Below are 11633 nucleotides of genomic sequence, written 5' to 3'. Positions count from 1 at the left end.
GGCACGGGCCGGGGCGCTCACACATCCGCCCTGCTTACGCCTTCTGAGGCTGAAGGAAACGGGCCAGCAGGTCGTCCAGGCTCACCATGCCGGTGAGCTGTCCCGAGGCGTCCCGGACGACGGCGAGCGAGGCCCTGCGCCGGCGCAGCAGCTCGATCGCCTCGGCGACGGTGGCGTCCTCCGTCAGTTCGGGTACGGGACGGGCCAGTTCACGCGCGACGGTGGCCCGTCCCTGAGCGCGCGCGACCAGGACGTCACGGGCGTGCACCGACCCGAGGACGGCCCCGTGCCGGCGGACGAGCAGCCGCGTGCGGTCGGTGTCGGCCGCCAGGCGCAGGATCTGTTCCGCGTCCGCGTCGCCGTCGACCGCGGAGATGGCGGCGGCCGGGATCTGTAGGTCGCGCACCGGGGTCTCCGGCTCGGTCAGCGAGCGCGTCAGCAGTTCGGAGTCGGCCTCGCTGATCAGACCGAGCCGCTCGGACTCCTCCACCAGGTGGGTGAGCTGCTCGCGGTTGTGGACGGAGGTCAGCTCGTCGCGCGGGGCGACCCGGCACAGCCGCACCAGGCCGTTGCTCATCCTGTTGAGGGCCCAGATCAGTGGGCGCACGGTCTTCACGACGCTCCGGAACGGCGGGGAGAGCAGCATCGCGGAGCGCTCGGGATGGGCGATGGCCCAGGACTTGGGTGCCATCTCGCCGAGCACCATGTGCAGGAACACCACGACGATCATCGCCACGGCGAAGGCGACGCCGTAACTGAGCGCGGTGGGAAGACCCAGCTCGTGCAGCAGCGGGTCCAGCTCGTGGGAGATCGCAGGCTTGGACACCGAACCCAGGCCCAGCGTGCACACGGTGATGCCGAGTTGCGCGCCGGCCAGCATCAGTGACAGCTCGCGCATGCCGGCCAGCGCCGCCTTGGCGCCGCGCTGTCCCTCGGCCACGGCCTTTTCCATCCGGTGCCGCTTGGCGGCGACCAGCGCGAACTCGGCCGCGACGAAGAAGCCGCTGCCGATCAGCAGCAGCACGGTGACGAAGAGCGCCATCGGGAAACTCATGCCTGTTCCTCCGTCCGGTCGGCCAGACGCTCGATACGGATGCGTTCCGGCACGTGACGGTCGAGGGCGCGTACGTCGATCGCCGCGACCGCGCCGTGGGGCAGCGCCACCGTGAGACGGTCGCCGATGGCCGGGAAGCGTCCGAGCCGGTCGATGATCAGGCCGGCCACGGTGTCGTAGTCCTCCTCGGCGGGCAGTTCGATCCCGGTGGTCTCGGCCACCTCGTCCAGGCGGCGCCCGGCGTCCACGATCCATCCGTCGCCGTCGGCGACGGCCACTTCGGTGACCGTGTCCGACTCGTCGGCGATGTCGCCCACGAGCTCCTCGGCGATGTCCTCGTAGGTGACGACACCGGCCACGCCGCCGTGCTCGTCCAGGACCACGGCGAACTCGTCGTCCCGCTCCCGCATCCGCTCCACGGCACCCGGCAGCGGCAGGGTGTCCGGCAGCAGCAGCGCTCCGCGTGCCACCGCGCCGGCGGTGGCGGTGGCGAGCCGTCCCGCGGGCAGTCCCATGAGCTCCCGCACGCCCAGCACGCCCGCGACGTCGTCCGGGTGGTCACCGAGCACCGGGTAGTTGGAGTGGCCGTGCCTGCCGATGAGGCCGATCGCCTCGGCGGCCGTGGCGTCCCTGCGGACGAAGACCGCGTCCGCACGGGGCACCATCACCGCGTGCAGGGTCCGCTCGGAGAACTCCAGGGCGTGATCGAGCAGCTCGGCAGTACCGCGCGGCAACTGCCCCTGCTCATGGGACTCGCCGATCAGATGGCCGAGCTCCTCCAGCGTCGCACCGTGGTGCAGCTCCTCGACAGGCTCGATGCCGACCTTCCGCAGCAGCTTGTTCGCCGCCCCGTCGAAGATCCGCACCACGGGGCCGACGATCTTGAGATACGCCAGTGTGGAGCCGGACAGCGCCTTCGCCAGCCTCTCCGGGACAGCGATGGCCAGGTTCTTCGGGGCCAGTTCTCCCAGCACCATCTGGACCACGGTGGCCAGGACGAACGCGAGCACGACGGAGATGCCGCTCACTGCGCCGTCGGGAATGCCGAGGCCGGACAGGGCCGGCCTGAGGAGCGCGGAGACGGACGGCTCGGCGATGAAGCCGACGACCAGACCGGTCACGGTGATGCCGAGCTGTGCGCCCGAAAGCATGAACGACAGCCGTCCCAGCACGGTCAGCGCCCGGGCGGCCTTCCTGTCACCGGCCTCGGCCTCACGGGCGAGGGCGAGCCGGTCGGCGGAGACGTACGCGAACTCCTGGGCGACGAAGTAGCCGGTTCCCGCGGTCAGCACGAAAACGGACAGCACGCCCAGCCAGGCCTGCACGGCACTCATCCGACACCACCCCGCCGCGTGCCGTGCTCAGGAAGCGCTGGGCGGGATGGCTGTGGACTGTACTCCGAAGGGTCCGTCGATCTGGCGGACAAGCGAGGGCTCCTCATCTAGACGTGCATACACAAAACGATTCCGACCGGAACAGGGTTCCCGGCCACCGTGCACCGACCCGGGACGGGCGCGCCGCCCGTCCCGCACCGGCCGGCCACTGTCGGAGGCGACCGCCGACGTCGGGAAGGCCTCCGGGCTGCCGCGGAGCGCGACCACGGCCTGTCCCGGCGGGCTTTCCCGGAGCGAACCCCGGCCCGCGGGGGCAACTCTATGCTTCTACTCGTCTGTAGAAGTTGCCTGGCCCCGGCCGACGGTCCGCGCACCGTTTCCGAAAGGTGTCCACGATTCCGGTCTGCGGATGCCCGAGAACGGCCCGGCTCCTTCCGGCTCAGCGGCCTGCCGTCGAGGATGTGAAGTGATCGCGACGTGCGAGCGGACAAGAGGAGAGCGGTATGTCCCGTAACAAGGAGACCGTCGAGACCTACCTGGACGGCTTCCGTAGGAACGACCATGCCCAGATCCTGAGCTGCCTGACCGAGGACATCGAGTGGACCGTCTTCGGCGGGTTCCACCTCACCGGCAAGGAGGCGTACGACGCCGCCATCGAGGGGCCGGGTTTCGTCTCCCCGCCCCGCTTGGAGCTGGTGCGCATGGTCGAGGAGGGCGACGTGGTCATGGCGGAACTCACCGGGACGGCGCGGCGTGGGACGGGCGAGGTGATGCGCATGTCGATGGCCGAGGTGTTCCGCATGCGTGACGGGAAGATCTGCGAGCGCCGCGCATGGGTGATCGAGCTCAGGGAGAACGACTACCGCTGACGGGCAGCCGGCGACCGGTCCGTACGAAGGCTGGCATCGGCAGCGGCGGTGGCCCTCGGCTGGGGACGCGGAGCTGCCTCCGGTCCGGCGCCTCAGCTGTCCAGGCCGAAGGACCGGGCCGCGTGGTACGGGCCGCAGGGCGAGTCGTGGCCCTGGCCGGCAGCGCCGCACCGGTTGGTGCCGGTGCCGGGGTCGACGGGTACCTCGTGGAAGCCGGCCCGCGCCTGCGCGCGTGTGCTCCGACCTCGCGGCCCCCGCTCACGACGGGTGGGGTGGGGCGCCCGCCCGGCACCCCACCCCTGACCCGCCCTGCGGTCCGTGTACCCCGTCAGGGCTAGTTGATGGCCCTGATGAGCTCACCGTCCGTCGTGTCGCCACTGAGCTCCCAGAAGAACGTGCCGCCCAGGCCCTGCTCGTTCTTGTAATCCATCTTCGTGGCGATGGTGGCCGGGGTGTCGTAGCTCCACCAGTTGGTGCCGCAGTGGGCGTACGCGGTGCCGGCGACCGTGCCGGTGGCCGGGCAGCTGTTCTTGAGGACCTTGTAGTCCTCGATGCCCGCCTCGTACGTCCCCGGGGCCGCCCCGGTCGCCGCGCCGCCCGGCTCGGACTGCGTGACGCCCGTCCAGCCGCGGCCGTAGAAGCCGATGCCCAGCAGCAGCTTCTCCGCGGGGATGCCCAGTCCCTTGAGCTTGGAGATCGCCGCGTCGCTGTTGAAGCCCTCCGTCGGGATGCCCGGGTAGGAGGTCAGCGGTGAGTGCGGGGCCGTCGGGCCCTGCGCCGCGAACGCGCCGAAGAAGTCGTACGTCATCGGGTTGTACCAGTCGAGGTACTTCGCCGCCCCCGCGTAGTCCACCGCGTCGATCTTGCCGCCGTCGGAGCCGTCGGCGGTGATCGCCGAAGTGATCAGATTGCCGGTGCCGAACTTCGTGCGCAGTGCCGACAGGAGGTTGCCGTAGGCGTCACGGCCGCTGGTGTCACAGGTCAGGCCGCAGGCGTTGGGATACTCCCAGTCGATGTCGATGCCGTCGAAGACATCGGCCCAGCGCGGGTCCTCGACCAGGTTGTAGCAGGACTCGGCGAAGGCGGCGGGATTCTGCGCGGCCTCGGCGAAGCCGCCGGACCAACTCCAGCCGCCGAAGGACCAGATGACCTTCAGGTCGGGGTGCAGCTTCTTCAGCTTGCGCAACTGGTTGAAGTTGCCGCGAAGTTCCTGGTCCCAGGTGTCCGCCACGCCATCCACCGACTGATCGGCCGTGTAGGCCTTCTCGTAGTCGGCGTAGCTGTCCCCGATGGTGCACTTGCCGCCCTGGACGTTGCCGAAGGCGTAGTTGATGTGGGTCAGCTTGTCCGCCGAGCCGGAGGTCTCGATGTTCTTGACGTGGTAATTGCGCTGGTAGACACCCCAGTTGGTGAAGTATCCGACCACCTTGCCGCCGGCCGCGGTGGGGGCGGCCTCGGCGGCCGCCGGTGCCGTGGCGGTGGGGGCCGCCCCCGCGGACGACGTGCCGGCGACGCCGAGAAGGGCGGCTCCCAGTGCGGCGGTACAGAGGGTGGCGGCGAGCGCCCGGAGGCGGGCGCGAGGACGGTGAAGTCCGGTCATTGTGGCTCCTCGTGGGGGAGGGCTTGGGTGTGGGGGGGTGCCTGCCCCGTCCCGGCCGTAATTGACATGGACGCGATGAGGCATTGGGGGAGACCGTAGAAGGACTAGACCAGTTGGGTCAATGGTTCGGACCAATTTCCCTGATCACGGCTCCCGCTGACCCGTGACGCGTGCGCTCCGATCGGGCATACTCGACGCGCCACAGCCGCTGGCCAGCGCCTCCCGTGATCCGGGAAGGCAGGATCGGCTGCGGAGCCGTAGATTTCCGGGCATCGCCCGGGACCACCCGGCGGTGCCGCGCACACCCCGCGCGTGCGACCGCCGTAACGCCCGACAGGGAGGAGAGCGCCGTCATGTCCGACCGTGCCCCGCAGCCGGTGGAACGCCGTCTGCCCAGCGAGGAGTCCCGGCAGCTCGTCGAGCTCGTACGCGACATCGTGTCGAAGGAGATCGCTCCGCGGGCGGCCGAGGAGGAGGAGGCGGGCTTCTTCCCGCGCCCGGTCTTCACGCTGCTCTCCGAAGCCGGTCTGCTCGGACTGCCGTACGACTCCGCACACGGTGGTGGCGACCAGCCGTACGAGGTCTATCTCCAGGTCCTCGAAGAGCTGGCGGCCGCCAGGCTCACCGTCGGCCTCGGCGTCAGCGTCCACTCGCTCGCCTGCCACGCCCTCGCCGGGTACGGAACCGAGGAGCAACGGACCGCCCATCTCCCCGCGATGCTCTCCGGCGGCCTGCTCGGCGCCTACTGCCTATCCGAACCGTCCTCGGGCTCCGACGCCGCCTCCCTCCGGACGAAGGCCGTACGGGACGGCGAGGACTGGGTCCTCACCGGGACCAAGGCGTGGATCACGCACGGCGGCATCGCCGACTTCTACACGGTGCTGGCCCGTACCGGGGAGGACGGCCCCCGTGGCATCACCGCCTTCCTCGTCCCCGGCGACGCCGAGGGCCTCAACGCAGCCCTGCCCGAGAAGAAGATGGGCATGAAGGGCTCGCCCACCGCCCAGCTGCACTTCGACGGCGTACGGATCTCCGGCGACCGCCGCATCGGCGAGGAAGGGCAGGGCTTCGCCATCGCCCTGTCCGCACTCGACTCGGGGCGGCTGGGTATCGCCGCGTGTGCCGTCGGCGTCGCCCAGGCGGCCCTGGACCAGGCGGTCGGATACGCCACCGGGCGGCACCAGTTCGGCCACCCCATCGCGGACTTCCAGGGGCTGCGCTTCATGCTCGCCGACATGGCCACCCGGATCGAGGCCGGCCGGGCGCTCTACCTGGAGGCGGCACGGCTCCGCGACGCGGGCCTGCCGTTCTCGCGGCAGGCGGCGATGGCGAAACTCTTCTGCACCGACGCGGCCATGCAGGTGACCACGGACGCGGTCCAGGTGCTCGGGGGCTACGGCTACACCCTCGACTACCCGGTCGAGCGGCTGATGCGCGAGGCCAAGGTGCTCCAGATCGTCGAGGGCACCAACCAGATCCAGCGCATGGTCATCGCCCGTCACCTCGCGGGTCCCGAGACGCGCTGACCCGGACGGGCCGGTCCGACCAGACCGGTGTCGCCATGATCCGGTTCCACTCCTGGTCATGGCGGCCCGGCAGGGTCCGGCCCGTGCTCTCCCAATGGCGCAGCATGGCCCTGTAGATGGGCGGGTCGGTGGTGTGCGGCACGGACTGCCGCGCGGACTCCCGGGGCGGCGGTCCGGGCTGGGGAACCGATTCTCCGGGCGTCGGTGCGGCGAGACGGCGGCGGACGGGGCCGGCCGTTGAATGCAGCGTGGTCATACGGAGCCAACGCCGCTTCGGGGTCCCGGGTCACTGTCCGGCCGATTCGCGCGCCCGTTCCTCGGGTGCCGAGGCCACCGGCCGTCCGGTGAACTGTCCGCACCACGCCGGCCCGGCCGTCGTGGTGCGCGCAGAGCCACGCCCTCGGGGCGCGGGAACGTCAGGCGGCGTGACGCCGCGTCTGCGGCACGTACCGCAGAGGGCGCGAACCCGGACCGACGGCGTGCGAGAAGGGCTGCATCCGCCAGTCGAGCCCCTGAGGGAGCGTCAACAGCAGCGCGGTCTCCTGCTCCTGGGCCTCGAGCGACTCGTCGGCCGGGCGTGCCCGGGAGGCGTCGCGATTCGTACCGGGGCAGACGGTGAGCACGAACGGATTCCACGGCGTGGGGCACAGCGCGTGCTCGGGGAGCACGTCCTCGTCCGCCAGCAGGGCGATCGGCTGAGCGCAGTCCGGGCAGATCACCCGGTACATCTCGAATGTGTCGTACGCGTCGAGAACGGTGTCCTCGTCCGGAGTCATGTATTCGTCGGGCTCCGGTTCGGTACGTCCGGTGAGCTTCAGGCTCTGCATGGGTCTTTCCCCCCTCGGGTGGGCCGACAAGGCGCCACGGCCTCGGCCACAGCAAGCACTTCCCGTCGGAAGTCGGCCGTAACCGCGAGGCCGTCAGCTACCCACCCGTAAACCTGTGGCATTCGTCACATGCCCCTCGAACGTGCCCTTCCGGGGCTCCCACGACTGTGCCTGGAGGGACCTGGGGCCATAGGTTGATCCGCATGGAGGAGCTGGACCGTCAGATTGTGGAGTTGCTCGTCAAGGACGGGCGGATGAGCTACACCGACCTGGGCAAGGCCACGGGCCTGTCCACCTCGGCCGTTCATCAGCGCGTCCGCCGGCTGGAGCAGCGCGGGGTGATCCGGGGCTACGCCGCGGTCGTCGACCCCGAGGCTGTCGGCCTGCCCCTCACCGCGTTCATCTCGGTGAAACCCTTCGACCCGAGCGCTCCCGACGACATCGCCGAACGGCTCGCCGGTGTGCCGGAGCTGGAGGCGTGCCACAGCGTCGCCGGCGACGAGAACTACATCCTCAAGGTGCGGGTCTCCAGCCCTCTGGAGCTCGAGCACCTGCTCACCCGGATCCGGACGCTGGCCGGCGTCTCGACGCGTACGACCGTCGTCCTCTCCACGCCCTACGAGGCGCGGCCGCCGCGTATCTGAGGCGTCCCGCCCGACACCGCGGAGGGGGCGGGGGAGGAACCGGTCCCGGCAGGCGCGAGACTGGTCCCATGACCGAGAGCACCGCCCCCCAGAGCGAACACCGCACCGTGCTGCTGCGCGGTGGAGACGTCCACAGCCCCGCCGATCCGTTCGCCACCGCGATGGTCGTGGAACGCGGCCATGTCGCGTGGGTGGGCTCGGAGGGAGCGGCCGACGCCTTCGCGAGTGGCGTCGACGAGGTGATCGACCTGGAAGGTGCCCTGGTCACCCCGGCTTTCACCGACGCCCACGTCCACACCACATCGACCGGACTCGCCCTCACGGGCCTGGACCTCTCCGGTGCGCGCACGCTCGGCGAAGCCCTCGGGCTCGTACGTGCGTTCGCGAACGGTCATGCGGAGGGCGGGGTGATCCTCGGACACGGATGGGACGCGGCCCGCTGGCCCGAACAGCGGCCTCCGTCGCGTGGGGAGCTCGACGACGCGGCCGGCGGCAGGGCCGTCTACCTGCCCCGTGTGGACGTCCACTCGGCCGTCGTGACCACGGCGCTCCTGGACCTGGTCCCGGGCGTCACCGGGCTGGCCGGCTACCACCCCGACGCCCCCCTGACCGGCGACGCCCACCACGCGGTGCGGGCCGCCGCCCACGGCGCCGTCACGCCGCTGCAGCGGGCCCGGGCCCAGCGCGCCGCCCTCGCACACGCCGCCTCGCTGGGGATCGGCACCGTGCACGAGTGCGCGGGCCCCGAGATCTCGGACGAGGAGGACTTCACCGGACTTCTGAAGCTCGCCTCCGAGCAGCCCGGCCCCCGGGTCTTCGGTTACTGGGCCGAGCCCGTCGAGGACGCGAAGGGGGCCCGCCGGATCCGCGAGCTCGGTGCCGTCGGCGCGGCCGGCGACCTGTTCGTCGACGGCTCACTGGGCTCGCACACCGCCCTCCTGCACGAGCCTTACGCCGACGCCCCGCACACCGGCACCGGCCGGCTCGACGCCGCGCTGATCGCCGCACACGTGACCGCGTGCACCGAGGCGGGGCTCCAGGCCGGTTTCCACGCCATCGGTGACGCGGCGGTCTCCGCCGTGGTGGCGGGCGTCCGAGCCGCCTCCGAGACCCTCGGGCTCGCCCGGGTCCGGGCCGCGAGGCACCGGGTGGAACACGCCGAAATGCTCACCCCGGAGACGATCGCCGCCTTCGCCGAGCTGGGCCTCACCGCCTCCGTGCAGCCGGCCTTCGACGCGGCCTGGGGCGGTCCCGACGGCATGTACGCCCGCCGCCTGGGCGCGGAGCGCGCCGCGACCCTCAACCCGTACGCGGCCCTGCTGCGAGCCGGTGTGCCCCTCGCCTTCGGCTCGGACAGCCCGGTCACCCCGCTGGATCCGTGGGGCACGGTGCGGGCCGCGGCGCATCACCGCACTCCTGAGCACCGTGTCTCCGTTCGTGCGGGCTTCACCGCACACACGCGGGGCGGCTGGCGGGCCGTCGGGCGGGACGACGGGGGTGTGCTCGTCCCCGGGGCCCCGGCCGACTACGCCGTCTGGCGCACCGGCGAACTGCTGGTCCAGACCCCCGACGACCGGGTGGCGCGCTGGTCGACCGACCCACGCTCCGGCACCCCTGGCCTGCCCGATCTCACCCCGGGTGCGGAGCTTCCGGTCTGCCTGCGGACGGTGGTCTTCGGACAAACTGTCTACGTACGGCCGAACGAGTGACGTCAGGACATTTCGTACCGCCGATCGAAGGCGCGGGGACTCTGCCACGACCTGCGGGTCCTCGGCACTGACCAGGCGCTTTCGAGAGAAATGGCAGGTCGAGCGGCTGTTGACAGAAAGTGCCCACGGGCCGGTAGGTTCGGCCGGGTCCACCATTGGACGTCCGACCGGTCAAACCTCCACGCAGTCGTCGAACGCCGCTGGGTCATGGGGCGGTGTGCCGCATCGGTGCACCACCACTGACAGCCAGGTTCAGCGCCCGCGCCTCGGGGGCGAGGGAAGGTTTCGTCCGGACGGCAGGTGTGACCCGGGTGGGGCCCGGAGGTTCAGTAGACAACGGCTCTCGGTCGACCCGCAGCCAGCGGATCCCAGGTCGGCCCGAAGGACGCCGGGCCCCGACCCGCAGTACTGCCCTTCTGTCCGCAGTTCCACGCTTCTGTCCGGGCGGTACACGCCACCCTGCGACCGCGTCGGAGTCCGCCCGCGTCGTGCTGGATATGGTGTGCACCTGCGTACGGACTTTAAGGGGCAGTAGTGAACGACGGCGGTCAGAGGCAGTTCGGCCCGCTCGGCAGAGTCTTGGTGATCATTCCGACCTACAACGAGGCCGAGAACGTCAAGCTGATCGTCGCCCGGGTGCGCGCCGCCGTTCCGGAAGCGGACATCCTCGTCGCCGACGACAACAGCCCCGACGGCACCGGCAAGGTCGCCGACGAGCTCTCGGCGGCCGACAGCCAGGTGCACGTCCTGCACCGCAAGGGCAAGGAAGGGCTCGGCGCCGCCTATCTGGCCGGTTTCCGCTGGGGTTCCGAGCACGGCTACGGCGTCCTGGTCGAGATGGACGCGGACGGCTCGCACCAGCCCGAGGAGCTGCCCCGCCTCCTCACCGCCCTGAAGGGCGCCGACCTGGTCCTCGGCTCGCGCTGGGTCCCGGGCGGCCGGGTGGTCAACTGGCCCAGGCACCGCGAGATGATCTCGCGCGGCGGCAGTCTCTACTCCCGGATGCTGCTCGGCCTATCGGTTCGGGACGTCACCGGCGGTTACCGGGCCTTCCGTACCGAGACCCTGGACGGTCTCGGTCTCGACGAGGTCGCCTCGCAGGGCTACTGCTTCCAGGTCGACCTCGCCCGGCGGGCCGTCGAGGCGGGTTATCACGTCGTCGAGGTGCCGATCACCTTCATGGAGCGGGAGATCGGCGACTCGAAGATGAGCCGCGACATCCTCGTCGAGGCCCTGTGGCGGGTCACCGGCTGGGGCATCACCGGCCGGGCCAACAAGGTGCTGGGCCGCAAGACCCTCTGACGGCGCCGGCCGGGGCCGCCGCAGCCTCATGATCACCCCCTTACGCCGCTTGCACGCCCGTACAGGCACACTGGGGGCATGACGACCGGCACACCGCCTCCGACCCGTCCACGGCGCTCACGCGCCCGTACCCTCCTGCCGCTGGGCATCGCCGCCTGGCTGGTGCTGGAGATCTGGCTGCTGACCGTGGTGGCCGGTGCGGCGAACGGCTTCACCGTGCTGCTGATCCTCGTCGCCGGCGCCGTGCTCGGTGCCGCGGTGATCAAGCGGGCGGGCCGGCGGGCCTTCCGCAACCTCACCGAGACCCTCCAGCAGATGCCGGGGCAGCCCGGCGCCACCGCCACCCCGGCCGAGGCCCCGGCCGGCAGCAAGGGCAACGGCTTCCTGATGCTGGGCGGCCTGCTGCTGATGATCCCCGGCGTGATCTCCGACGCGGCGGGACTCCTGCTCCTGCTGCCCCCGGTCCGCTCCGTGCTCGGACGCTACGCGGAACGCTCCCTGGACCGCCGGATGCGGGCGGCGACACCGGGAGGGCTCTCGGACGCCTTCCAGCAGGCCCGTATCCACCGGCCGGACGGCAAGGTTGTCCAGGGCGAGGTCATCCGCGAGGACGGCGCCCCCGCACGCCCCCGCCCCGACGACGGCCAGGGCACCGACCGCCCGCCGCTGATCCCCTGACCGCCCGCCGCCGATCCCCGGGCGGCGCCCCGGACGCACGCGGCGCCCCGGACGCACAACGAGCCGCGGGCCGCGACACATGTTCTGTGT

The 11633-nt window shown here is 71.3% G+C and carries 10 protein-coding genes; 6 read left to right on the top strand and 4 right to left on the bottom strand.

Features of this window, described 5'->3' with window-relative positions; genetic code table 11:
* Positions 1-34 precede the first annotated feature (34 nt).
* Positions 35-1054: a hemolysin family protein gene (locus ACFWFI_RS34075; RefSeq protein ID WP_387397971.1), complete on the bottom strand. Its 1020-nt coding sequence runs from the start codon at positions 1052-1054 to the stop codon at positions 35-37.
* Positions 1051-2388, bottom strand: a complete 1338-nt coding sequence (locus ACFWFI_RS34070; RefSeq protein ID WP_387397969.1) for a hemolysin family protein — start codon at positions 2386-2388, stop codon at positions 1051-1053. The genes ACFWFI_RS34075 and ACFWFI_RS34070 overlap by 4 nt, the downstream gene beginning before the upstream one ends.
* Positions 2389-2891: 503 nt before the next feature.
* Here ACFWFI_RS34070 and ACFWFI_RS34065 point away from each other — a divergent pair.
* Positions 2892-3257, top strand: coding sequence for a nuclear transport factor 2 family protein (locus tag ACFWFI_RS34065; RefSeq protein ID WP_387397967.1), 366 nt, complete (start codon positions 2892-2894; stop codon positions 3255-3257).
* Between the two features lie 334 nt (positions 3258-3591).
* Here the strand turns inward: ACFWFI_RS34065 and ACFWFI_RS34060 are convergent, their stop codons facing one another.
* Positions 3592-4857 carry a glycoside hydrolase family 18 protein gene (locus tag ACFWFI_RS34060; protein ID WP_387397965.1) on the bottom strand — a complete coding sequence of 422 codons (1266 nt, stop codon included), beginning with the start codon at positions 4855-4857 and terminating at the stop codon, positions 3592-3594.
* 353 nt (positions 4858-5210) lie between these two features.
* Here ACFWFI_RS34060 and ACFWFI_RS34055 point away from each other — a divergent pair, with 353 nt between their 5' ends.
* A complete protein-coding gene (locus ACFWFI_RS34055; protein WP_387397963.1) occupies positions 5211-6383 on the top strand; it encodes an acyl-CoA dehydrogenase family protein in 1173 nt (390 codons plus the stop codon).
* Between the two features lie 416 nt (positions 6384-6799).
* Here the strand turns inward: ACFWFI_RS34055 and ACFWFI_RS34050 are convergent, their stop codons facing one another.
* Positions 6800-7210, bottom strand: a complete 411-nt coding sequence (locus ACFWFI_RS34050) for a hypothetical protein (RefSeq protein ID WP_387397960.1) — start codon at positions 7208-7210, stop codon at positions 6800-6802.
* Between the two features lie 203 nt (positions 7211-7413).
* Between ACFWFI_RS34050 and ACFWFI_RS34045 the strand changes: the two genes are divergently transcribed.
* The 4 genes from ACFWFI_RS34045 (at position 7414) to fxsA (ending at position 11543) form a co-directional block, all read left to right on the top strand.
* Entirely contained in the window at positions 7414-7854 is a 441-nt protein-coding gene (locus ACFWFI_RS34045) for an Lrp/AsnC family transcriptional regulator (RefSeq protein ID WP_033304241.1), read from the top strand.
* 68 nt (positions 7855-7922) lie between these two features.
* Entirely contained in the window at positions 7923-9563 is a 1641-nt protein-coding gene (locus ACFWFI_RS34040; RefSeq protein WP_387397958.1) for an amidohydrolase, read from the top strand.
* 534 nt (positions 9564-10097) lie between these two features.
* On the top strand, positions 10098-10865 hold the full coding sequence (locus tag ACFWFI_RS34035; RefSeq protein ID WP_387397956.1) for a polyprenol monophosphomannose synthase: 768 nt from the start codon (positions 10098-10100) through the stop codon (positions 10863-10865).
* Between the two features lie 78 nt (positions 10866-10943).
* Positions 10944-11543 carry an FxsA family membrane protein gene (gene fxsA, locus ACFWFI_RS34030; protein WP_387397953.1) on the top strand — a complete coding sequence of 200 codons (600 nt, stop codon included), beginning with the start codon at positions 10944-10946 and terminating at the stop codon, positions 11541-11543.
* Positions 11544-11633: the final 90 nt, after the last annotated feature.

The organism is Streptomyces sp. NPDC060209, assembly GCF_042728155.1.
Lineage (GTDB): Bacteria > Actinomycetota > Actinomycetes > Streptomycetales > Streptomycetaceae > Streptomyces.
This window is presented reverse-complemented; position numbering and strand designations above follow the sequence as displayed.

Bases quoted from the DNA above. Each gene is read 5' to 3' on its own strand.
- ACFWFI_RS34040 (WP_387397958.1), top strand. From the start codon at position 7,923: ATGACCGAGAGCACCGCCCCCCAGAGCGAACACCGCACCGTGCTGCTG.
- fxsA (WP_387397953.1), top strand. From the start codon at position 10,944: ATGACGACCGGCACACCGCCTCCGACCCGTCCACGGCGCTCACGCGCC.
- ACFWFI_RS34050 (WP_387397960.1), bottom strand. From the start codon at position 7,210: ATGCAGAGCCTGAAGCTCACCGGACGTACCGAACCGGAGCCCGACGAA.
- ACFWFI_RS34055 (WP_387397963.1), top strand. From the start codon at position 5,211: ATGTCCGACCGTGCCCCGCAGCCGGTGGAACGCCGTCTGCCCAGCGAG.
- ACFWFI_RS34070 (WP_387397969.1), bottom strand. From the start codon at position 2,388: ATGAGTGCCGTGCAGGCCTGGCTGGGCGTGCTGTCCGTTTTCGTGCTG.
- ACFWFI_RS34075 (WP_387397971.1), bottom strand. From the start codon at position 1,054: ATGAGTTTCCCGATGGCGCTCTTCGTCACCGTGCTGCTGCTGATCGGC.
- ACFWFI_RS34065 (WP_387397967.1), top strand. From the start codon at position 2,892: ATGTCCCGTAACAAGGAGACCGTCGAGACCTACCTGGACGGCTTCCGT.
- ACFWFI_RS34060 (WP_387397965.1), bottom strand. From the start codon at position 4,857: ATGACCGGACTTCACCGTCCTCGCGCCCGCCTCCGGGCGCTCGCCGCC.
- ACFWFI_RS34045 (WP_033304241.1), top strand. From the start codon at position 7,414: ATGGAGGAGCTGGACCGTCAGATTGTGGAGTTGCTCGTCAAGGACGGG.